The sequence below is a fragment of the Chryseobacterium culicis genome (assembly GCF_900108365.1).
Lineage (GTDB): Bacteria > Bacteroidota > Bacteroidia > Flavobacteriales > Weeksellaceae > Chryseobacterium > Chryseobacterium culicis.
In genome coordinates this window covers 235,060-256,797 of sequence record NZ_FNWQ01000005.1, presented here as the reverse complement: position 1 = coordinate 256,797, position 21,738 = coordinate 235,060, and the positions used below count along the sequence as shown (strand labels likewise).

At 37.2% G+C, this 21,738-nt stretch carries 21 protein-coding genes; 16 read left to right on the top strand and 5 right to left on the bottom strand.

Annotation, left to right across the window (positions count from 1 at the left end; translation table 11 throughout):
* Nucleotides 1-606: 606 nt before the first annotated feature.
* Nucleotides 607-2,145 carry a SulP family inorganic anion transporter gene (locus BLW74_RS17870; RefSeq protein ID WP_089694609.1) on the top strand — a complete coding sequence of 513 codons (1,539 nt, stop codon included), beginning with the start codon at nucleotides 607-609 and terminating at the stop codon, nucleotides 2,143-2,145.
* 94 nt (nucleotides 2,146-2,239) lie between these two features.
* On the opposite strand, the gene fusA is transcribed toward BLW74_RS17870, so the two are convergent.
* The gene (gene fusA / locus BLW74_RS17865) at nucleotides 2,240-4,303 is read right to left on the bottom strand and encodes an elongation factor G (protein ID WP_089694607.1); all 2,064 of its coding nucleotides are present in this window, start codon (nucleotides 4,301-4,303) and stop codon (nucleotides 2,240-2,242) included.
* 623 nt (nucleotides 4,304-4,926) lie between these two features.
* Here fusA and BLW74_RS17860 point away from each other — a divergent pair.
* The 9 genes from BLW74_RS17860 (at nucleotide 4,927) to BLW74_RS17815 (ending at nucleotide 12,246) form a co-directional block, all read left to right on the top strand.
* A complete protein-coding gene (locus BLW74_RS17860) occupies nucleotides 4,927-5,595 on the top strand; it encodes an HAD family hydrolase (RefSeq protein WP_089694605.1) in 669 nt (222 codons plus the stop codon).
* An 8-nt stretch (nucleotides 5,596-5,603) separates the two neighbouring features.
* Nucleotides 5,604-6,428: a phosphoribosyltransferase family protein gene (locus BLW74_RS17855; RefSeq protein ID WP_089694603.1), complete on the top strand. Its 825-nt coding sequence runs from the start codon at nucleotides 5,604-5,606 to the stop codon at nucleotides 6,426-6,428.
* Nucleotides 6,418-6,975 carry a TerD family protein gene (locus BLW74_RS17850; RefSeq protein WP_089694601.1) on the top strand — a complete coding sequence of 186 codons (558 nt, stop codon included), beginning with the start codon at nucleotides 6,418-6,420 and terminating at the stop codon, nucleotides 6,973-6,975. The genes BLW74_RS17855 and BLW74_RS17850 overlap by 11 nt, the downstream gene beginning before the upstream one ends.
* A 2-nt stretch (nucleotides 6,976-6,977) precedes the next feature.
* Nucleotides 6,978-8,153 (top strand): toxic anion resistance protein, encoded by a 1,176-nt coding sequence (locus BLW74_RS17845; protein ID WP_185116370.1) that lies wholly within the window; start codon nucleotides 6,978-6,980, stop codon nucleotides 8,151-8,153.
* Between the two features lie 16 nt (nucleotides 8,154-8,169).
* On the top strand, nucleotides 8,170-9,117 hold the full coding sequence (locus BLW74_RS17840; RefSeq protein WP_089694599.1) for a hypothetical protein: 948 nt from the start codon (nucleotides 8,170-8,172) through the stop codon (nucleotides 9,115-9,117).
* A 68-nt stretch (nucleotides 9,118-9,185) separates the two neighbouring features.
* Nucleotides 9,186-9,794 (top strand): TerD family protein, encoded by a 609-nt coding sequence (locus BLW74_RS17835; RefSeq protein WP_089694597.1) that lies wholly within the window; start codon nucleotides 9,186-9,188, stop codon nucleotides 9,792-9,794.
* A gap of 85 nt (nucleotides 9,795-9,879) precedes the next feature.
* Nucleotides 9,880-10,926, top strand: coding sequence for a TerC/Alx family metal homeostasis membrane protein (locus BLW74_RS17830; protein ID WP_089694595.1), 1,047 nt, complete (start codon nucleotides 9,880-9,882; stop codon nucleotides 10,924-10,926).
* Nucleotides 10,927-11,301: 375 nt separating this feature from the next.
* Nucleotides 11,302-11,829, top strand: a complete 528-nt coding sequence (locus BLW74_RS17820; protein WP_089694591.1) for a TetR/AcrR family transcriptional regulator — start codon at nucleotides 11,302-11,304, stop codon at nucleotides 11,827-11,829.
* Between the two features lie 3 nt (nucleotides 11,830-11,832).
* Nucleotides 11,833-12,246, top strand: a complete 414-nt coding sequence (locus BLW74_RS17815; protein ID WP_089694589.1) for a nuclear transport factor 2 family protein — start codon at nucleotides 11,833-11,835, stop codon at nucleotides 12,244-12,246.
* A 99-nt stretch (nucleotides 12,247-12,345) separates the two neighbouring features.
* Here the strand turns inward: BLW74_RS17815 and BLW74_RS17810 are convergent, their stop codons facing one another.
* Complete coding sequence (locus tag BLW74_RS17810; RefSeq protein ID WP_089694587.1) at nucleotides 12,346-13,353, bottom strand: catalase family protein; 1,008 nt, start codon at nucleotides 13,351-13,353, stop codon at nucleotides 12,346-12,348.
* A 296-nt stretch (nucleotides 13,354-13,649) separates the two neighbouring features.
* On the opposite strand from BLW74_RS17810, the gene BLW74_RS17805 reads away from it, so the two are divergent.
* From BLW74_RS17805 to BLW74_RS17785, 5 genes are all read left to right on the top strand, one after another.
* Nucleotides 13,650-14,084, top strand: coding sequence for a BamJ family beta-barrel-assembly machinery protein (locus BLW74_RS17805; RefSeq protein ID WP_052198510.1), 435 nt, complete (start codon nucleotides 13,650-13,652; stop codon nucleotides 14,082-14,084).
* Between the two features lie 146 nt (nucleotides 14,085-14,230).
* On the top strand, nucleotides 14,231-15,181 hold the full coding sequence (locus BLW74_RS17800; RefSeq protein ID WP_089694586.1) for a hypothetical protein: 951 nt from the start codon (nucleotides 14,231-14,233) through the stop codon (nucleotides 15,179-15,181).
* A 65-nt stretch (nucleotides 15,182-15,246) separates the two neighbouring features.
* Complete coding sequence (locus BLW74_RS17795; protein WP_089694584.1) at nucleotides 15,247-15,657, top strand: Rrf2 family transcriptional regulator; 411 nt, start codon at nucleotides 15,247-15,249, stop codon at nucleotides 15,655-15,657.
* Between the two features lie 58 nt (nucleotides 15,658-15,715).
* Nucleotides 15,716-16,369: an NAD(P)-dependent oxidoreductase gene (locus BLW74_RS17790; protein WP_089694582.1), complete on the top strand. Its 654-nt coding sequence runs from the start codon at nucleotides 15,716-15,718 to the stop codon at nucleotides 16,367-16,369.
* Nucleotides 16,370-16,387: 18 nt separating this feature from the next.
* Nucleotides 16,388-17,560 carry an MBL fold metallo-hydrolase gene (locus BLW74_RS17785; RefSeq protein ID WP_089694580.1) on the top strand — a complete coding sequence of 391 codons (1,173 nt, stop codon included), beginning with the start codon at nucleotides 16,388-16,390 and terminating at the stop codon, nucleotides 17,558-17,560.
* A 195-nt stretch (nucleotides 17,561-17,755) separates the two neighbouring features.
* On the opposite strand, the gene BLW74_RS17780 is transcribed toward BLW74_RS17785, so the two are convergent.
* Nucleotides 17,756-18,784: a M23 family metallopeptidase gene (locus BLW74_RS17780; RefSeq protein ID WP_089694578.1), complete on the bottom strand. Its 1,029-nt coding sequence runs from the start codon at nucleotides 18,782-18,784 to the stop codon at nucleotides 17,756-17,758.
* A gap of 224 nt (nucleotides 18,785-19,008) precedes the next feature.
* Between BLW74_RS17780 and BLW74_RS17775 the strand changes: the two genes are divergently transcribed.
* Entirely contained in the window at nucleotides 19,009-20,049 is a 1,041-nt protein-coding gene (locus BLW74_RS17775) for an NAD(P)H-dependent glycerol-3-phosphate dehydrogenase (protein ID WP_089694576.1), read from the top strand.
* Between the two features lie 79 nt (nucleotides 20,050-20,128).
* On the opposite strand, the gene BLW74_RS17770 is transcribed toward BLW74_RS17775, so the two are convergent.
* Together BLW74_RS17770 and BLW74_RS17765 are read right to left on the bottom strand one after the other, a co-directional pair.
* Nucleotides 20,129-20,872: a hypothetical protein gene (locus tag BLW74_RS17770; RefSeq protein WP_089694574.1), complete on the bottom strand. Its 744-nt coding sequence runs from the start codon at nucleotides 20,870-20,872 to the stop codon at nucleotides 20,129-20,131.
* Nucleotides 20,873-20,907: 35 nt separating this feature from the next.
* Nucleotides 20,908-21,732, bottom strand: a complete 825-nt coding sequence (locus tag BLW74_RS17765; RefSeq protein WP_139265766.1) for a hypothetical protein — start codon at nucleotides 21,730-21,732, stop codon at nucleotides 20,908-20,910.
* Between the last annotated feature and the right edge of the window lie 6 nt (nucleotides 21,733-21,738).

Here is a 21,738-nt window from a genome sequence, read left to right as displayed (position 1 = left end):
TACTGAATATTGTTCTTTTGTTAAAATTTATATCAAAAAAACGAAAATAGGGCGTTTGTATTGTCTGCTATGGTAGAAAAGAGGTTGATTGTATTTGAAATTGATAAAAAATAGAAATTATGATTTAGAATATTGAAAATATGTTTACTAAGATAGCGGTCTTAATAAATGGATTAACAGTTAACCAATCTGCAACAGGCGGGTAGGGAGCACCTTAATATCTTTGGTTATATTCTTTATTTTAATGGATTTCCTCTTCTCTCTTTCAAACTTCTCTTTCTGCCATTTGTGTAAAATAACATATAACCTATTAAGGTTTTTATAAATTCTGTAAGCGAAAGCTGTGTGAAAATCGTAAACAGCTTTTTACGCGTTGAATTTCTGATTAGTACCAAATAATTGCTTATCCGCTTCCAAATGTAAACAAAAAAAATTAGCAATATGAGATGAAAATGTAAAAAATATACTTTATATATTTATTTTAATTAAAATTAACAGATAATAACAATCGCTGAACGAATTATGTAAATTCCTTAGCGTCATCATAAAGAAATGATAAAAAGAAAAATTGTATACCAGTGAGACAGTCCATACCTTTGCACATCAATGAAAAATACATTAAGCTTATTCGACTTTTCGAAAAAAATAAATTACAAGAATGAATTGCTTGCCGGCTTTACTGTGGCGATGACAATGATTCCTGAGTCTCTGTCATTTGCTATCCTGGCCGGTCTGTCTCCGCTTATAGGGCTTTATGCCGCTTTTATGATGGGGCTTGTAACGGCTGTTTTAGGTGGGCGTCCGGGGATGGTTTCCGGGGGAGCAGGAGCAACTATTGTTGTGCTCATTGCTCTTATAAAATCTCATGGGGTAGAATATCTTTTTGCCACGGTTGTGCTTGCGGGAATATTTCAGATGATGGTAGGGATTTTTAAGCTGGGTAAATTTGTAAGGCTGATTCCACAGCCTGTTATGTACGGATTTCTAAACGGTCTGGCCATTATTATTTTTATGGCGCAGGTAGAGCAGTTCAAAATAACCGATGCAAGCGGAACTGTAAACTGGCTGCAGGGAATGCCTTTGTATATTATGGCAGGCCTTACTGCTCTTACCATTGTTATCGTTTATTTTTTTCCAAAAATTACAAAAGTTGTTCCGGCTTCCCTGGCAGCTATCATCGTGGTATTTGCTGTAGTTCTCGGATTTGATATTCCAACAAAGACAGTGGCAGATATTGCTCATATCAGTGGGAATCTTCCAGTCTTTCATATTCCACAGATCCCTTTTTCTCTGGAAACTTTACAGGTTATTTTTCCCTATGCCCTTATTATGGCCGGTGTAGGTTTAATTGAATCTCTTCTGACTTTATCTATGGTGGATGAAATTACCAATACCAAAGGAAGTGCAAACAAAGAATCTGTGGCGCAGGGATTGGCCAATATTACCAATGGTTTCTTTGGCGGAATGGGAGGCTGTGCGATGGTAGCACAAACTCTTGTAAATCTTAATGCAGGCTCCAGAGCCAGATTATCAGGAATAATAGCATCGCTGCTGATTCTTATTATTATTCTTTGTGGAGCACCTGTAATAGAGAAAATTCCGATGGCTGCTTTAGTAGGAGTAATGATGATGGTTGCTATCAGTACTTTTCAGTGGGTATCCATCAGGATTGTGAATAAAATGCCAAAATCGGATATTTTTGTGGGAGTTACAGTAGCTGTGATTACGGTAATTTTACATAATCTGGCTTTAGCGGTTTTAATAGGAGTGATCATTTCAGCATTGGTTTTTGCATGGGATAATGCCAAAAGAATAAGGGCAAGAAAATATGTGGATGAAAACGGGGTGAAATATTACGAAATATACGGTCCTTTATTTTTTGGATCGGTAACAGCATTTACAGATAAATTTGATCCTGTAGGAGATCCTGATCAGGTGGTAGTTGATTTTAAGGAGAGCCGGATTGTAGATATGAGTGCAATAGATGCTCTGGACAAATTGTCCAAACGTTATAAGCAATATCACAAAACATTGCATCTGCGTCATCTCAGTGAAGACTGCCGGAAAATACTTAAAAATGCCGAAGCCGTAGTGGAAATTAATATTCAGGAAGACCCCACCTATAAAGTGATACCGGAAAAATAAGAAATAAGAATTGATTGTTGTACCAGTATCCATTCAGAGATAAACCCCAATAACAAGACAAGGACTGTAAGAAAAATCTACAGTCCCTGCTTGTTTAGGTTATTAATGCATTCGCGATAAAATCAGGCACTAAAGTATAGTGTGATAATTTCATGCTGATGGAAGCTCTTCCGCTTGTCAGCGTTCTCAGGTCAGAGATGTACCCGAAAGTTGATGCTAACGGAACTTCCGCGGCAAAGATTTTTCTTCCTGATTTTTCATCAATAGAAGTGATGATTCCTCTTCTTCTGTTGATATCCGCAGTGACAGCACCAGTATATTCCTCAATACTTTGGATCTCTATCTGCATGATAGGCTCCATAAGTTTAGGACTGCATTCTATTGCTGCCGACCTGAATCCCTCTCTTGCTGCTATTTCAAAATCAAACGCTGCGGAATCCTGAGCATGGAAAGAACCATCTATGAGAGTGATCTTCATGTTTTCTAAAGGATATCCTTTCAATGGTCCATGTTCCATGGCTTCTCTGAAGCCTTTTTCAACAGAAGGAATATATTCAGTGGGAATAACTCCTCCTTTGATCCTACTGATGAATTCCAATCCATATTCATTATCATTCCTTGGTCCTATTTCAAAAGTAATATCAGCGAACTGACCACTTCCTCCGTTCTGCTTGGAAAGCTTTTCTCTGTGAACTTTGGTTTCCGTTAAGATCTCACGATAAGAAACTTTAGGTTTTCCCTGATTGATTTCAATACCATGATTCAGACGGATTTTCTCAAGGGTCACCTCAAGATGAAGTTCGCCCAATCCACTAAGTAATGTTTCCCCGGTTTGTGGATCTCTTTCTACGACCAAAGAAGGATCTTCTTCCTGGATTTTTGCCAGCACCAGACCGAAAGATTTCTCATCACCATTGGTTCTGGGCTCAATAGCAACCCGGATCACAGGAGTCGGAATTGTAATGGCTTCCAGTAATATCGGCTTTTCCACAGAAGATAAAGAATCTCCGGTTTTGGCATCCTTTATTCCTGTTAAAGCTACGATATCTCCAGCTTTAGCTTTCTCCATTGATAAGGTTTTGTCAGACTGCATCTGTAAGATTCTCGAAATCCTGTATCTTTCACCTGTTCTCACATTCAGTATTGTGTCACCGGACGTTATCATTCCGGAATATACACGAAGCATAGCCAGTCTTCCCATATGTTTATCAATCACAACCTTGAAGACAAGCCCGGAAAAAACATTGGCTTCATCTCTTCCTAATAGTACTTCTTCTTCCGTATGAGGGTCTCTTCCCTCTATATCAGCCAGCTGATCAGGAGCCGGAAGATACGTTACCACTGCATCAAGAAGAGGCTGGATTCCCTTATTCTTAAAAGCAGAACCACAAAGAACGGGAACGGCAGATCCTGATCTGCAGACTCTTTGTATAGCCTCTGAAATCATTTCGACGTTGGCAGTTTGTTCTGCCATAAAGATGTCAAAAAACATTTCGTCATTTTCTGCTAGAGTTTCCAGTAATTTTATCCTGTATTCATCAGCTTCAGCAATGTATTGAGCGGGGATTTCCTTTTCCACAACGGTTTCACCGTTTTCATCGGTCCAGTATAAAGCTTTCATTTTTACAAGATCAATAACGCCTTCAAAATGTACTTCTGCGCCAATCGGAATCTGAAGAGCCAGAGGAACAGCATTCAGTTTGGTTTTTATTTCATTAAGAACTGCAAAGAAGTCTGCACCAACCCTGTCCATTTTATTGATGAAACAGATTTTGGATGCTCCGTGCTTTTCAGCCTGGAACCAAACATTTTCAGTTTGAGGCTGAACACCTGAAGAAGCGCAGAAAACGGCCACAACACTGTCCAGAACTCGTAGAGATCGTTCCACTTCTATTGCGAAATCAATGTGCCCCGGTGTATCAATAATGTTGATATTGTAAACTTTATCGTCTTTTTTCCATGCTGTAGAAACGGCAGCTGATGAAATGGTAATACCTCTGTTCCTTTCCTGGATATCTTTGTCCATGGTAGTATTTCCGTCGTCTACATTTCCAATTTTATGAATGAGCCCCGTATAATAAAGAAGTCTTTCTGATAATGTTGTTTTTCCTGCATCTACGTGTGCGATAATCCCTATATTTCGTGTGTTGTATTTCATTTTGTTTAATTTAAATTGTTGATTGTTAGATCTGTATTAAGAAAAGATTCTGAAAAAATGAGCACAAAATATACTCCGGTCTTATAAGGCCGGTAAAACATTTTTTGCATTTTGTATCAAAGGGAAATTTTCAGAGATCTTAACAAATTACAGAAATTTTCGAATTGTTAAAGTCTGAAAATAGGGCAGCAAAAAAGACCTGTCTGAATAGACAGGTCTTTACTATATTTTTAGTGTAAAAGATCTATAGAACTATTCAGATAAATATTCAGTGCTGCCAAAGAACACAGCTCTGACAGGATGACTTAAAGTTATTATATTTATCATTTTTGTTGACATTGTTGATTGTTAATCGGTTGCGAAATTATAATTTTTTTTTGATTTCCAAAGAATTTTTGAAAATATTTTTTGTGAACGGAAAATAAATGGCGGGTAAATCATTTTCGGAAGGGGATGTGAAACTCGTCACATTTCATAAAAATATCTTAAAACAGACAACAACGTAATGCTTTTATGATAAAAATTTTATCTTTGGGAAGAATAGTCAGGCAAACACTTTCTGATGATTGAAAATTTTAAATCTTTTTCAAGAAGCTAAATAAAAACTTTTAACTTAAAACCTATTGAAAACAGAGATCGACATCCATAGCCACTGTCATTTTTCTTTTGATCTGTGGCTCACCTTAATCAAATCTCATCCTGAATTTAAAGCAAAAAGAGTGGGGCTGTTCTCCTCATTTTTTAACGTAGATAAACCGATAGAACAGGTTGCGAAAACCGTAAAATATTATGATGATCTTTGCAATACCATCAATGAGGTTACCGGAGGAAATATTGATACTTTTGAGATATATCTGATGATTTTGAATGCCTTGGATGTAGATATTAAACTCTTGAATAAAGAGAAGCTTAATGAATTTTATACAAAAAGTGAAGACCTGTTTCTGGAATACAGACCGGTGGTGATTTTTGAAAATATCCATGGTTTTTTTGAAAATATTAAAAATCAGGGAAAAACGATTAATATTCTGAGCAACACAGGATTTATTAAAGGGAAAACAATGAGAAAATTCCTGATTCATGAAAATCTGGATCAGTACATAGATTTCCATATCTATTCTGATGAAATTAACTGCTCAAAACCGAATCCGCTGATCTTTCAGGAAGTGAAGAATAAGATCAAAGATCAGGATGTGCCCCTGAACAAAATTCTTCACATCGGAGATAACCCAGTGGCAGATTATCAGGGAGCAAAAAAATTTGGTTTCAGTGCCTATTTACTTAAACACTAACAATAAACATGAATACAAGATACAGCTTACACCACATTCATTCAGCGGATGAGTTTAGTTTCTCACCTGCGGAATACAGCTATTTCAAATATGGCGATAAGTCGTATGCTGAAAAATTTGCAAAAGAATTATTTGACGGATTTATTTCCGAAAATGAAGAACTTTTAAATACAGATAAAGAGATTGTAGTGCTTCCAAGCCCCTATATGGCGATTCCTACAGCCTCCAATTTTTTATGCTTTTACTTTAAAAAGCATTTGGATTTTTATCTGTTTCAGAAAGGAAAAAAGTCCAGTATCTTATCAAAAATCAATCGTAATCACACGTATATCACAGATTATGGGAATCTTAATTTTGAAGACCGTAAAAATCTGATCGCCAATGATACTTATTATATTGATAAAGATTTTTTGAGAGGAAAACTTTGTATTTTTATAGATGATATAAAAATCACAGGAAGTCATGAATACACAGTGAACAGAATCCTGGATGAATATAATGTGGAAGCAGACTTTATGTTCCTGTACTACGCAGAGCTGATGAATTTTGACCTTGATCCGAAGATTGAAAACTTTTTCAACTATTATGCAGTGAAAAATGTAAATCATGTTGCAGAAGTAATGAATAAAGAGCATTTCCAGTTCAACACCAGAATTGTAAAATATATTTTAGGCCTGGATTCAAGTAATTTTGATTATCTTACGTCTAAAGTAAAAAAGGAACAGATGGACCTGCTTTTGGAGCTGGCCATCAGTAACAATTATCATTTAATAAAAGAATATAAAAATAACATCAATACTTTAACACAAACGGAATTATATTATGGCTATTAACTTACAAAAAGGACAACGAGAAAATATTAACGCACCTAAATTTACTGTAGGTTTAGGATGGGATATCAATAATACTTCTACAGGAACAGCTTTCGACCTTGATGCTTCTTTATTCCTGCTTGGGGACGACAAAAAATTAGTTTCAGACAACCACTTTATTTTTTATAACAACCTTGAGTCTCCGGACAAATCTGTAATCCATACAGGGGATAACCTTACAGGAGAAGGAGCAGGAGATGATGAGCAGATCAGAATTGATCTTACAAAAATAGATGACGCTATCAAAGAAATTACAGTAGTTGTAACCATTCATGAGGCTGATTCCAGAAAACAAAATTTTGGACAGGTAAGAAATTCTTTCATCAGAATTTTTAATACAGATACGAATGAGGAAATCTTAAAATATGAACTGGACGAAGATTTCTCAATCGAAACCGCAGTAGAATTCGGAAGAATCTACAACAGAAACGGAGAATGGAAATTCGAGGCAGTAGGTGCAGGGCAGAGAGAAGGCCTTGAGAAATTTGTATCAATTTATCAGAAGTAATTATGGACAATCAGGAAAATCAACCCATAGATCCACTGGGATCAATAGAACCTCTTAAAACCTTTGAACCTACCCCAATGGTTCCTCCAACTCCGGCTCAGCCTGTTCAGCCTGCCGCGCCGGCAGTTCTTGTGGATAGAGAAGGAAATGTAAACCTTACACAGCTGCAGTCAGAAGAACGTCAGAAATATGAAGTTCTTGCCAACTCCATTGACGAAACCAACCCAGGTTCCATTGTAAATTTCGGAGCAGAACTTCAGAAAACTCTTACCAATCAGAGTGACAGCTTTTTAGGGAATGTAAGAAGATCAAACTCCGGAGAAGTAGGAGGGCTTATCAATGATTTGCTGGTGGAGCTTAATTATGTAGATGTAGATGAGCTTAACGGAAATAAAGTAAAAAGTTTTCTGAGTAAGTTACCGTTCATGAAGAAGGTTATGACTCAGGTAGAAAACTTATTTGCAAAATATGATAAGATTATCAATAATATTGAGCAGATCTCGTACAAGGTAAATGCTGGAATCATTACTTCTACAAAGGATAATGCAGTGCTTCAGACTATTTTTGAAAGTAACGTGAATTCTATCAAGCAAATTGAAGAACTTGTCATCGCGGGAAATATCAGAATGGAGAGAGCTGCAGCAGAGCTTGCCCAAATGGAGGCTGCTCCTCAGAATTTTCAGGATTATCAGATTGCGGATAAAAGAGATTTTATTGCCAGGCTAGACAGAAGAATGGCAGATCTTAAAGTGGTGCGTGTAATTATGATGCAGTCACTTCCGCAGATCAGGCTGGTACAGAACAACAACGTTTCTATCGCTGAGAAAGCGCAGACGATTCTTACCACTACACTTCCTGTATGGAAAAACCAGCTTTCACTGGCTGTAGCCATGTACAGACAGCAGCAGAATATTGAGATTCAGCAGAAAGTGTCTTCTACTACAGAAGAAATTTTAAGAAAAAATGCAGAGCGTCTTGGTCAGAATTCAGTGAATGTTGCGAAAGCAAATGAGCAGACTATTGTATCTGTAGAAACATTGAAAGAAACCACATCCATGCTGATCAATACATTGAATGAAGTAAAACAAATCCAGAAGCAGGGAGCAGATAACCGAAGAAAACTGGATCAGGAGCTTCAGACATTGGAGCATGAACTTAAAGCGAATGTCAGAGGTTAATTTATAAGGTACCAAGGTGGGGGATGATGCAGCAACCATATTGTCGCAAAGCAAAAGAAGATTAACAAAGCTTAAGCTTCTTGCAAATTTTTTTGAACATATTGACATAATATCCATTTACATCAAAACTGATATTATCCACAATCTGTTCCAGGAGAATACGGCTTTAGATTACAATAAGCTGGAACTTTTCCACCTGCAGTATACAGACAGCCTCATAGAACTTCTGACTAAAATCAAAAAGCAGAAAGAAAATGATATGCTGGCAGTTATTAATGAAATTAACATTAATAATAAATATATTTCAGGCTTCGAGGAAAGACAGGCAGACAGCTTTCAGACCGACAGGAAAATGTACAGCGGTGTATTTTCCCAACATCTGAAAACCTTATATAAAGACCTTACAGAAGACAGCTTTACAGCCAATTGGGAGAATGTACTGTATTTTCATAAAAAATATGCCCAGGAATTTTACAGAACAGGAGCAGAGGAAACATTGCTGAAATCCGGCTCTTTCCCAGCATACCAGTATAAAGAGTACTCCATAGAAAGGAAGCTGTTGGGACGGCTTAATATTCAGGGGTTTAAGGTCCGTTTTGTATGCGGTTACCTTATAGGAACCCATGATTACGAGCTTTTCAAAATTTTTCAGTCGGATGATCATTTTATTTTCAGCATAGACGAAAAGAAATTGTATCTTTTTGACAAAGAACTGGATAAGCTGGATACTTCTGAAAATCAATCGAATCAGAGTTCAATTATTGATCAGCTGAGAAGTAAAAATGAGCAGCTGGAACACAGTATGAACGAAAGGAAACGGATATTACCACCAGAAGTAGAAGGAGTTTTGAAAGATTATATTAAAAATCTTGAAAATATGGACATTATGAGCAAAATATTTGATTTCGATGAAGAAACAAATATTCTGCGTGCAATGCTAAATTTGAATTTAAATAATAACTGAAACGAAATTTGAAAGCAGAGAAGCTTCGCTTTTTTGCAAAAAATTAAATAATAACTAAACATAAAAAGATGGCAATCAACTTACAAAAAGGTCAGAGAATAAACCTTAAAAAAGAAAATGGTGCTGAGCTTTCCCAGGCTTGTGTAGGAATCAACTGGGGAGCAATTGAAAAGAAAGGATTTTTTGGAACCAAAAAAGAAGCAGTAGACTTAGACGGAAGCTGTATTTTATATGATTCAAACAAAAACGTTACGGAAGTGATCTATTTCGGAAACCTTAAATCCAGAAACGGATCTGTAAGACACAGCGGAGATGACCTTACCGGTGATGTAGACGGAGATGACGGATTGGATAACGAAGTAATCACTGTAGATTTCAGCCAGCTTGAGCCAAACGTAGAGCACGTAGCAATGGTACTGAACAGCTACAGAGGTCAGGATTTCGGGACCATTCCTTTCGCTTCTATCCGTATTTATGAAGGCTCTCCTACCAATGTAAGAGAAGTTTTTGCTAAATATGATATTGCGAATGACGCTTCCTTCAGAGGGCATGTTGCCATGGTAATGGGAGTTTTCTATAAGAGAAACGGAGAATGGAAATTCAATGCAATCGGAGATCCTACAGCAGATAAAAAGCTGGAGCAGACGATTCAGACGGTACAGATGAATTACCTGTAATCAATTGTCAATCAAAGGATAAATAAAATAGCAATATTTGTACCCTGTGCATCTATTGCTTTTATCATATAATAACATAACTCAAGTGGAAAAACATCAAAGTATTTTAGAACTGCACCCAGGTCTGGTGTGGGGATTTGCGGTAACAGTCGTTATCATGCTGCTTCTGGACTTAGGAGTATTTAATAAAAAAAGTCATGAAGTCTCTTCCAAAGAAGCTACAATCTGGTCCATCGTATGGATTTCACTTTCAATGGTTTTTTCTGGGGTAGTGTATTGGGTATTCAATACCGATGGAAGCCCGGAAAGCCATGCTTTGGCAGTAGAAAAATTTACCCAGTACCAGGCAGCCTACTGGATTGAGAAGGCCCTGTCTGTGGATAACTTATTCGTATTTATCCTCGTTTTCGGATTCTTCAAAGTTCCGAAATACCTTCATCATAAAGTTCTTTTCTGGGGAATTATCGGTGCACTGATCTTCAGAGCTATCTTTATCTTTGCCGGAGTAGGATTAATCAATCTTACCTATCTTCCTGAAATGAACATCTTCGGCGAAGCAGTAAAAATCAATGTTGTAATGACCTTGTTCGGATTATTCCTGGTCTATGCGGGGATCAAATCCTGGGGTGATGGTGACGATGATGACGATGAAGATTACAGCAATACTGCAGGAGCAAGGCTGATCAAAAGTTTCTGGAAAGTTTCCGATAACTATGATGGAGATAAATTCTTCACCATCCAGAACGGAATCAAGATGGCAACACCTCTTTTGGTAGTGGTAGGGGTTATTGAATTTACTGATGTACTTTTCGCAGTAGATTCCATTCCGGCGATCTTTGCAATTTCAAATGACCCGTTCATCCTCTATACCTCCAATATCTTTGCTATTCTAGGATTAAGATCATTGTATTTCCTGCTGGCAAACTTTATCCATATGTTCAGCAAACTTCCATACGGATTGGCCATTATCCTGTCATTCATCGGAGTTAAAATGCTTATTGCACCATGGATCCATATTCCGTCTCCGGTTTCATTGGGAATTGTAGGAGGAGTATTGGTGATCTCTGTTCTTTTATCCATCATTTTCCCTGAAAAAGAGGAAGAAAAGAAAGAAGAACTGGAAGAAAAATAATCTTATTTAAAAATATATAAAAAGCCTCTGGAATTTATTTCTGGAGGTTTTTTGTTTGTTATTGGAAAAACGCAAAAGCGCTAAAGATTAATATTAATAGTGTTTTTAAGGCGCAGGAATATTTCGATTTCGCTCAAATTTAGATTTCAACAATGTTATTTTTGTGAATTGTCTATATCATTCAAAGCCATATTATTAGCGGTATTAAATTTTATCGGAGAAAAAATTCTTGCGTCCTTACTATGCTTAACCAATAAAAATCTAGCCCTTTGCGTTTTCCAAAATTTCATTCCAAAAAAATATTTTCCAAATAAAACAGACAGATCAGTCTGTTCATTGTTTTTTTTCATATATTTGTTCCATAAAAGAAAGCAAATGAAATCTCCAAAAGAAAGAATCATAGAAACCACCTTTCAATTGTTTGCCAGACAAGGGTACAATTCTACCGGAATCAATCAGATTATCTCCGAAGCAGAAGTAGCCAGAGCAAGCTTTTATCAGCATTTCAAATCCAAAGAAGATCTGTGTGTAGAATTTCTGAATGTGAGACACGAATATTGGTTTGGTGAACTCAATACTTTTTTAGCCAACGAAGAAGATTCAACATCTAAAATCATCAAAGCTTTCGATTTTCTGGTTGATATGAACAAAAAGGAAAACTTCAGAGGATGCAGTTTCCTGAATATTCTGTCGGAAATACCAATGGATAATATTAAAATCCTAAGTGTTATTCAGTCTCATAAAGCAGATCTCAGAAAATATTTTTTTGAACTGCTGCATGATGATATCCTTTCTGATCATATATATATGCTTTTTGAAAGCAGCATCATAGAAAGTCAGCTTTTTAAATCCAACGAATTAATAGAAAAATCAAAAAGAATAGCAACCATTTTAATACAATAAATTATGGAACAAAAACATCCGCTTCCGCCTTTCAACCTTGAAAAAGCACTGCAGAAAGTTCAATTGGCGGAAGACGCCTGGAACAGCCAGAATCCTGAAAAAGTGTCCCAAGCATATACCATCGACAGCGAATGGAGAAACAGAGATACATTTCTAAAGGGCAGGGAAGAAATTGTAACATTTCTTACGAAAAAGTGGCAGAAAGAACTTCATTATAAGCTTAAAAAAGAATATTGGGCGCATACAGACAACCGTATCGCTGTACGCTTCGAATATGAATACCAGACGAAAGACGGCAATTGGTTCAGAGCGTACGGAAATGAAAACTGGGAGTTTGATGAAAATGGACTGATGGCTAAAAGATACGCTAGCATCAATGATCTGGCTATCAAAGAAGAAGACCGGAAGTTCAGCTAAAAAGAAAGACTGTTCCCGGAACAGTCTTTTTTATTTGAATAAAAGCTTTATACCGGCATTCAAAAATTTATAACACATCCGGTATCATTCATTATTATGCTAGCTGTTTTTACCATGCAGCAGCTTATTGATCTTCCTCCTTGTCTGCACAGAAACTTTATAAGCTTCATCTCTCAGCTTTTGAATCTTTCCCACAGGCTGAAAAAAGATTTTACTGTCAAACGGATTGAATGAAAGAAGCTCCGTTGTACAGTTACGGGAATCCAGCAAAGAATTTTTCTCTATTCTCAGCTCTCCAATTTTTACAAAGGGAGAATTTTTCCATTCCACATTCAGTTTATTGATGGGCTGATCATTCAGATTATAGCAAATCTGTATCAGAACATCTGCAGTAAAATCATGAGTCTTCAGATAATGTTGCAGAGCATCTTTCACCTTTTGTTTTCTGCCGGTATTTTTATCCACAACCTGAGGGCATAATTTTATTTTGATCATACAATCTCCAAGACGATAGGCCCCTATAGAATAATAATCAAAAGAAAGAATAAAGTCATTTCTTTTCGTAAAGAGTTTGATCATATTGCGGATCATATCACCGGTACATACAGAAGGAAGCATTTTGATCAGCTGATAAAGCATCGGAAACAGGCTGCTCCATTTTTTAGTATAAAGCTTATTGACCGCAGTAAACAGTTTTAAAAAAGTGGAAACCGAATTCACAGGGAATAAAGGAAAATTAACCAAAGGATAATTCGCAAGCAGTAATCCTTTTTCATCCCGGATCTGCACTGCAAATCCGTAAGCAGGAATATCTTTTTTCGAATTTTTAATTTTCAGCTGAGCATTAGAAAATCTTAGGGTAAGGTCAAATTGATCCTTATCAAAAAAAGGCTGTAATATTTCAGGTAGATGAGGGTCAATCCAAAATACACCCTTTGCTGCCGCGTAGGTTTTAGCATGAGCATTCCTGGTAGCATAATTGACATCACTGATGGAGGAGGATTGTTCAACAAAATCTGCAATTGTTTTTTTATTGATTTCCAGAAGTATTTTTTCCTCTTCATTCAGTTCATCAAACTTCTTATTATATTTTAATGGATTTGGCATTTAGTTTTTAAATCCAATTATAACGCCAAGTTTCGGAATCTGTGTTAAATAAGTATTACAATTATTTGAATTTTGAGTAAGGCAGGGGCTGGAAGAACGAAGCCCGAAGTTACCAGAAAGATTTTTTTTACTGAATCTGTACCTTAAATTGCTGATTAACAGTATTTATTTGTTTGCTGAATAATGACGGAAGACCAATCAGGTTTGGTATCGAAATGTTCCGGATTCCCTACTTCCACCCCCATACTTCCATTTTCCCAATCCAAAAAGCCTTATCTTTGTACAAAAATTATCATATGGGAGTAGCAGATATGTTATTTAAACGTAAAAAAGAATTGGCAGAAAAGAACCTGAAAGATGGTAAAGAATATATGGAAGAGTATGGTAAAAGAGAAAGCGTTGTGCAGTTACCAAGCGGCTTGCAGTATGAAATCATCACAGAAGGAGATGGCCCGAAACCAGGTCCTAAATCTACTGTAAAGTGCCACTATCACGGAACAACGATTTCCGGAAAAGTATTCGACAGCTCCGTAAAAAGAGGTACACCTGCATCTTTTCCTTTAAACAGAGTTATTTCAGGATGGACAGAAGCCCTTCAGCTTATGCCTGTAGGAAGTAAGTGGAGACTGATCATTCCACCGCATTTGGCCTACGGAGATCAGGAGATCAGCAAAGAAATAGGACCGAACAGCACTCTTGTTTTCGAAGTTGAATTGCTGGATATTAAATAATCCTTCTTAAAAATAGATTAAAAATTTACCTGATTTCAGGTAAATTTTTTTATTTGTATTATATTCGTACTGATGAATTGCAAGTGGAAGAAGAATGAAGAAGAGATGAGGTTACAATACATCCGGATAACACAATTTATGACTGTATGAAAAAACTTTTTTACCTTTTTGCTGTTGCTGGCTTACTGGTATCCTGTGTTTCAAAAAAAAATCAGGCCATCCAGCAGAATATTCTCACCCTGAAAGACAGCTATTGTAAAGCCCCTTTTAAGTATAATTACAATAATAAGTTGCCGTCTTATAATTCGGATTCTATTCTGACGGCTAATAAAGATCTGAAAGGAATGTTTACCGACCAGAGTATTTTAATCTTAAATGCTTTGAATAATCTGGGTGATGTTCACAAAATCATTGAACTTAAAAAAGACTCCTCGCTGACTTCACAGGTTAAGATATTACAGCTCAAGACCAAAATCAACAGCAGAATTACCATTGCATTAACCGAACTGGATGCAGTGGCAGCAGAATTTGATTGTGAAGGCGAAAGGGTAGCACAAATAGGAAACTATGTGGACAACCTGAATTCTTCCAGAAACAATAAGCTTATTTTATATTCAATCATTGCCGGAGCAGCCTCGTCAATTGCGGGAGGAATTGTAAAAAGCGATGGCTGGGACAATGCTATTGGTATTGGAGGAGGTATCTTAGGTGCTGGTTTTGGTTTGGCAACCCTTAATCCCAAAGGAAAAAAAGTGGAATTCATCCACCAGAGAAATCTTTTGAGAGACATTTGGAAAGAAAAACTGGAATCTCCCAATTTTCCGCCTTTTATCTGGTACATGTATACTGAGAAAAAATTTTCCAATAAAGAAGAGCATTCCATCATTGGAAGCATGAAACAAAGATGGCTTCATTATCAGTTTGATGATGTAAAAGAAGCGGCAGACAAGTCCGTTATTTTCAGTGATGGCGGCTTTTACAGAGCAGATGATCTTCATAACCGCGCTGCTATGCTCAATCAGATGCAGTCAGCAACCCGAACCATTAATCAGAACATCAATTATTTGCTGCTGGATCTTGATAAATTAATCCTTTAAGAAAAATTTAACTGTAATAAATTTTGTTACATTTAAAAAATGTGTATCTTTGCCATGTAATTACAATGAACAATACAAGATTTGCTACGGCAGTACATATTATGACATTATTGGCGAAAAGTCCTCAGGAGTGGCTTACTTCTGACTGGATGGCCGGCAGTATTAATGTAAATCCGGTGATAGTCCGAAAGGAGATCAGCGTATTGAGAGAAGCTGGTCTTATTATCAGCAGACAGGGAAAAGAAGGAGGAAGCCAGCTTGCCAGGAATGCGGAACTGATCACTATTTCAGAGATCTATAAAGCCGTAAAAAATACAGAAGTGTTAGGTAAGAAAAACCAGAATCCCAATCCTGCATGCAGTGTAGGGAAAGAAATTAATGATCATTTAAATACATTATTTCAGGAAACAGATCAATTGGTGGTAAACTTTTTAGGAAACAAATCATTACAGGAATTTTCAGATCAGTTTGAATAAAATTTTTTACCCTTAAATGTAACAAAATTTATTACAATTTAATTAAAAATAAAACATTATGAAAAAAGTAGCAGTAATCGGTGCAACAGGATTTGTAGGAGCACACGTAGTATCAGAATTGGCAGACAGAGGATATGCAGTGGAAGCATTGGTAAGAGACGCATCTAAAGTAAAAACACAGGAAAATGTAACCGCAAAAAGCGTTGATGTGAATAACGTGGAAGAATTAGCTGAAGCATTGAAAGGAAGTGATGCTGTCATCAGTACATTCAACGCAGGATGGACGAATCCTAATCTGTACAACGATTTTTTAAATGGCTCAGAAAATATTGAAAAAGCTGTAGAGCAGTCAGGAGTAAAAAGACTGATTGTAGTAGGTGGGGCCGGAAGCCTTTATACTCCGGATAATGTACAAATCGTAGATACTCCGGATTTCCCTGAAGCATACAAGCCGGGAGCAACAGCAGCGAGAGACTATTTAAACAAAATCAAAGAAAACAATACACTGGATTGGACATTCTTCAGCCCAGCTATCGAGATGAATCAGGCCAATGTAGGAGAAAGAACAGGAAAATACAGAACTTCTTTAGAAACTCCAGTATTTGATGAAAACGGAAGAAGCCGCCTTTCTGTAGAAGATGTAGCAGTAGTTTTAGTAGATGAATTGGAGCAGAACAACCACATCCGTGAACGTTTTACCGCAGCCTACTAACCCTATAAAAGAACAGAAATGATACAGAAAAAATTATGGTCGTTATTAACACTTTTGGGATTCATCAGCGTATTCGCGGGAAATCTCAAAGTAAAAGTATATAACCCGGGAAGCAAAGCTATTTTTCCTATAACATCTACCATTATCTACGGAGATAAAGATGCGATACTGGTGGATGCCCAGTTCCAGAAGCAATATGCAGAACAGCTGGTAAAAGAGATAAAAGCAACAGGAAAAACCCTGAAAACCGTTTTTATTTCTCACAGCGATCCTGATTTTTATTTCGGGCTGGATGTCATTAAAAAAGCTTTTCCCAACGCAAAAATTATTTCAACAGCTCAGACGGCATATCTGATTTCAGCATCGAAAGATGATAAACTCGCAGTATGGAAACCACAGCTGAAAGCAGATGCACCATCAGAAATCATTGTTCCTGAGGCCGCCGTTTCTATTCCTGATCTTGAGGGAAATAAAATTGAAATCAGACAAAATCCTGAAGATCCCGCACACAGTTTTCTTTGGATTCCTTCCATCAAAACCATTGCAGGCGGAATTTCAGTTTCGGTTGGCTCCCATCTTTGGATGGCAGATACTCAGAATGCAAAAGCAATTGATCAGTGGATCGCACAGATTGATGCCATGAAAGCACTGAACCCTGAAAAGGTGATCCCTTCCCACTTTGCGGAGCCTTCCACATCACCGGAATCTCTTGGCTTTGTGAAAGGTTATCTGGAAAATTATAAACAAGCCGTAACTGAAAATAAAACTCCAGCCGCCATTGCAGATTTTATGGTTAAAAAGTATCCTAAACTGCCGGGAAAAGAGGAACTTGAAATGGGAGCAAAAGTTTATCTTAAAGAAATGAACTGGGATCTGAAATCTCCGTATCCTGCAATCGGACGTAAAGTAGAAGTGGATTTTGGAAGCGTTACATTCATTCTTGATTTTAAAGATAACAAAACCATGACGTTCACGGGAACAGCCGGAAGTTCAAAAAACAGTACAGATACGGTAGAATATACTGCTGTAGAAGTAGCGAAAAATGTTTTTATGGTATATTGGCATGAGCCTCATCTTGGCTACAATGTAACCCATATTCAGGATTATAATAAAAATGTCATCTATTCAAATATTGCAGCTCCGGACGGTACATTTACCCATCCGAAAGGAACTCTTAAGATTTTGAAGTAAGATAAAAAACTACCATCACATGATGGTAGTTTTTATTTTGAGCCATTAAACTTTTTAAAGGATCGAAGCTTCATTAAGAAAAATAAAAGGCGCTGCTTAAAGCGAAACTGATCTCCATATTCTTAACAACTTAGTAGATCATAAGGATTTAAGAATTTTGTCATTAAAAAAGCTGTCTATCTTGACAGCTTTATATTATAAATTCATAAACAGTTTCGGGTTTACCGGAGTATTGTTTTTGTGTACTTCATAATGAAGATGAGGACCGGTAGAACGTCCGGAATTACCGGATTTAGCAATTACCTGGCCTACTTTTACTTTATCATTTACTTTAGCTACAAGCTGAGATAAATGCCCATATAAGGTAGCCAGCCCGTTTCCGTGAGAAACAATTACACAGTTTCCGTAACCTCCTTTCTGTCCGGAAAAAATAATGGTTCCGGCAGCTGCAGCTCTTACATCAGAGCCATATGCCACAGCAATGTCAAGTCCTTTGTGAAACTGCATCTGATCCGCCTCAGCAGGAGGATTGTTTTTTTCTGCAACAGCAGTTTTTGCAGTAGTGGTTCCGGCAGCCGCTTTTGTAGCCGCAGGTGCTGGTGCGGCCGCTACAGGAGCCGCTTTGGGAGTAACCATCACTTTTACTTCCCTTTTATTTCCGTAACTGTCGGTGAGCTCTATAATTTTCTCAACCGGTTCAGCTTTTACTTCAGGTTTTGCAGCTGCAACAGCTGCCGGTTTTGATTCTGCAGCGGTATTTGGTTGTACCGAGGCATAAACCGTTTTAAAAGGAATAGGGTTTTTTCTAATCCCGAAATTAGAGGAAATATATCCGTCCGTTGGCATGCCTAAAGGAACCTGCATCAGTTTTTTCTGAAGATCCATCAGATACTGACTGTATCGGTTGGCCTGTTTGGAAAGATATATAGAGTTTGAAATGCTGTCCTGATTAAGCATCATCAGCTTTTCATTAGCGATGTCTTTGGATTTCAGGAAGGAATTAAGCTGGGCAACGGTCTGATCCACAAGAGTAAGATCAGTTTTCATTTTTAAATAATCTACACTGTCTTTTTCAGTGTTTATTTTTACAAGGTTTACTTCATAGGTTTTGTCATCTCTTTCAGAAAAGAGTTTGGCAATGCATACACCTTGTGCAAAAACTACTAGTAAAAGTCCTCCGAGGAGAATATTTACGTTCTTCTTGCTGTTTAGAAATTTTTTCATATTTCTTCTCTTAGTAAGTTAAAACGGTTTTGAAGATGCAAATTTAATTAAAAATAAGCTTTGTGGGTTATTTTTAATTTAAATTCAGTTTTTTCTGTATTTAACGGTTAATTAGCTGTTTAATTGTCCTGTAATGTTAATTTTTTCAGAAAATGGCTTTTATCATAGTTTCAAAGCCTGTGTTACGTCTTTGTTTTAATATCTTTGCATTTCACATTCCAATTATGGCTAAAAAGAAAATTATTTCAGAATCTTCGAATCCAAAAAAGAATAAAAAAGATATTTCTGTAGGAGTTGTAGGAAGCGGAAGTTTTGCTACCGCGATCGTAAAAATGCTTGTTGAAAACTGCAAAGTAGTCCACTGGTGTGTAAGAAGTGAATTTGTAAAAGGAGCCATTGAGCTCCGCGGGCATAACCCAACCTATCTTACCGCTGCACATTTTAATCTTAAAAGTTTAAAACTTACAACAGATATCAATGAGCTGGTTTCTGCCTGTGATGTTATTGTGCTGGCTACACCGTCCATTTATCTTTCCGACACATTAGATAAAATGACCTGCGATTATTCAGATAAAATCTTTATCTCTGCAATCAAAGGAATTATTCCTAAGGTAAATGATGTAGTGGCACATTATCTTCGTGACGAATTTAAAATTGGTTTCAGAAACCAGGCCGTTATTGCAGGGCCCTGCCATGCGGAAGAAGTAGCAATGGAAAGACTTTCTTACCTTACCATTGCAGCTGCAGAAGACGAAACCGCAGAAAAGCTTGAAGGAATATTCAGCTCAGATTTTATCAAAGTACAAACAAGTAAAGATATTTTAGGAAACGAATACAGTGCTATTCTTAAAAATATTTTTGCCATCGGAGCAGGAATTGCAAGCGGATTAGGGTATGGTGATAACTTTACGGCAGTCTTTGTTTCTAATGCAATCCGTGAGATGGAAACTTTCCTTGAAGCAATTTATGAGGCACCAAGAGATGTGAATGAAAGTGCGTATCTGGGTGACCTTTTAGTAACGGCCTATTCCCTTTTTTCAAGAAACAGAAACCTTGGAAACCTTATCGGAAAAGGGTATACAGTAAAATCCGCAATCCAGTCTATGAATATGGTGGCGGAAGGATATTATGCAGCCGATTCCATTTATAAAACAGCAAAACAGAAAAATCTTAAATTACCCATTATAGATACGGTATATGCTATTCTTTATGAAGGTAAAAATGCTGAAAAACAGTTTAAAAAGCTGACGGCAAAGCTGAATTAAAAAAAATATCAGCAAGGTTTTATTAAGACCTTGCTGATAAAAAACTTATTATAAACTTAAGCATCTATGCTTAATTATTTTACGATGGCATTTTGGTGATAATAAGAGCTAATGAAGACCTTACATTTAAATTATCACTGTTAAATCCATTCCCGGTGTCGAATTCAAACTTTTGACGAATGGTTGTGGGAGCTGTCAGTTTTAAATAAAAAGTACCCTGAAAGAATGTAAAATTACCAGATGATTCGCACATTCTGTTCATTTCTGAAATAGTTGCGCTGGTTGCAGCATTAACCAGATACGTACGGGTACATGCTATGATCGTTGAAAAATAGGTGGTATTGGCTGGTGTGGTACTCGTTGTTCCATAGGCATTATCTACAGAGTAACGGAGGATATATGTACCTGCAGGTAGTGTAATGGTAGAAGTATCTGCTCCCAGGGAAGCTCCTGTAATTTTATTGGATGTTACAGTAAATCTGTTAAGAATATTATTGGTACTGCCTTTAGGTATCATTGTTCCTGCTCCGATGCTCAAAGACATAATCTGCGGCTCTGAACCGGCAATCAAAGTGCGGTACCACTGATCCCTGATCCAAATATAGTAGCCCTTCTGAAGGGTAGAAAGTCCTCCTTTATTATAAATGACAAGTCCGTTTGCAGGGTTTGCTATCGGAGTCACATTGCTGGTCGCGGTAATAAGATCATATTGTGGTAAAAGAACTCCTTTGTTGGAAGAATTGATATGAAGTACACTGCTCTGGTCCGGGGTGTTCGTATTAATACCAACTTGCGGGTAAGCATGAATACTGAATAATATCATGCAAAAATAAATATAGGGTTTCATTGTACGGGTAATTATTGGTTAAGTGCTGATCTTTGAATGTCAATTTTAGCATTGGTAATGATGATCTCTCCATTATTGGGAGCAGTTCCTCCAACTCCGTTCTCATAAGTTCCTCCTGTATCATGGGCTATAGCGGGAACTAAATTGATAGGAGTTGCAGAGTTCGTTACAAAGGAAAAGCTCATATTAAGTGTCTGGGTTTTATTACTGGCTATTGATTGGGTGTTTAAGCTTATCGTTTTTCCGTATTGAGTTCCGGTTACAGGATCTATCAGTTTTACGAGATACTGATGCGCATGAACCGGTGTTCCAGCTACGCCTGCTGTACTGCTTTCAATAGCCGTTCTCACATCCATACAGACATTCACCAGATAGCCGCTGTTCCCCAAAAGGGTTACCACTCCCGTAGTACTGTTGTAAGCCGCGCCGATACCGTTGTATATCACTGTAAGCGCAGCATCATTAAAATTTTTGTACGTACCATTAGCCAACCCTCCCAAAACTGAATAATCAGTAGTACGCTGAAGCATCATATAGTCTACAAGGTTATAAGTATCAGAAAGTTGAGTCCATTTATTGTTTTTCCAAAGGTAGAGCCCTGGGCTGATGGTATTTCCCTGATTATACACGATCAATCCTTCGACAGGATTATTTACAGGAGAGGTTTTGTTGAATTGATCCTTAATATCAACTCTTGGGAAAATTACTCCTTTATTGTTGGATTCCGAAACTTCCAGAACAGCGGAATTGTTTACAATGGTCTTTCCGATAGCGACTTGCGCAATGATAGTTTGTGCTGCGATCAATAATAGCAGCAGAGTATATTTTTTTTTCATGTATGT

Excerpts from the sequence above, each read along its gene's own strand:
- BLW74_RS17870 (WP_089694609.1), top strand. The coding sequence starts at position 607 with ATGAAAAATACATTAAGCTTATTCGACTTTTCGAAAAAAATAAATTAC.
- fusA (WP_089694607.1), bottom strand. The coding sequence starts at position 4,303 with ATGAAATACAACACACGAAATATAGGGATTATCGCACACGTAGATGCA.
- BLW74_RS17855 (WP_089694603.1), top strand. The coding sequence starts at position 5,604 with ATGAATACAAGATACAGCTTACACCACATTCATTCAGCGGATGAGTTT.
- BLW74_RS17850 (WP_089694601.1), top strand. The coding sequence starts at position 6,418 with ATGGCTATTAACTTACAAAAAGGACAACGAGAAAATATTAACGCACCT.
- BLW74_RS17845 (WP_185116370.1), top strand. The coding sequence starts at position 6,978 with ATGGACAATCAGGAAAATCAACCCATAGATCCACTGGGATCAATAGAA.
- BLW74_RS17835 (WP_089694597.1), top strand. The coding sequence starts at position 9,186 with ATGGCAATCAACTTACAAAAAGGTCAGAGAATAAACCTTAAAAAAGAA.
- BLW74_RS17820 (WP_089694591.1), top strand. The coding sequence starts at position 11,302 with ATGAAATCTCCAAAAGAAAGAATCATAGAAACCACCTTTCAATTGTTT.
- BLW74_RS17815 (WP_089694589.1), top strand. The coding sequence starts at position 11,833 with ATGGAACAAAAACATCCGCTTCCGCCTTTCAACCTTGAAAAAGCACTG.
- BLW74_RS17810 (WP_089694587.1), bottom strand. The coding sequence starts at position 13,353 with ATGCCAAATCCATTAAAATATAATAAGAAGTTTGATGAACTGAATGAA.
- BLW74_RS17805 (WP_052198510.1), top strand. The coding sequence starts at position 13,650 with ATGGGAGTAGCAGATATGTTATTTAAACGTAAAAAAGAATTGGCAGAA.
- BLW74_RS17800 (WP_089694586.1), top strand. The coding sequence starts at position 14,231 with ATGAAAAAACTTTTTTACCTTTTTGCTGTTGCTGGCTTACTGGTATCC.
- BLW74_RS17795 (WP_089694584.1), top strand. The coding sequence starts at position 15,247 with ATGAACAATACAAGATTTGCTACGGCAGTACATATTATGACATTATTG.
- BLW74_RS17790 (WP_089694582.1), top strand. The coding sequence starts at position 15,716 with ATGAAAAAAGTAGCAGTAATCGGTGCAACAGGATTTGTAGGAGCACAC.
- BLW74_RS17785 (WP_089694580.1), top strand. The coding sequence starts at position 16,388 with ATGATACAGAAAAAATTATGGTCGTTATTAACACTTTTGGGATTCATC.
- BLW74_RS17780 (WP_089694578.1), bottom strand. The coding sequence starts at position 18,784 with ATGAAAAAATTTCTAAACAGCAAGAAGAACGTAAATATTCTCCTCGGA.
- BLW74_RS17775 (WP_089694576.1), top strand. The coding sequence starts at position 19,009 with ATGGCTAAAAAGAAAATTATTTCAGAATCTTCGAATCCAAAAAAGAAT.
- BLW74_RS17770 (WP_089694574.1), bottom strand. The coding sequence starts at position 20,872 with ATGATATTATTCAGTATTCATGCTTACCCGCAAGTTGGTATTAATACG.
- BLW74_RS17765 (WP_139265766.1), bottom strand. The coding sequence starts at position 21,732 with ATGAAAAAAAAATATACTCTGCTGCTATTATTGATCGCAGCACAAACT.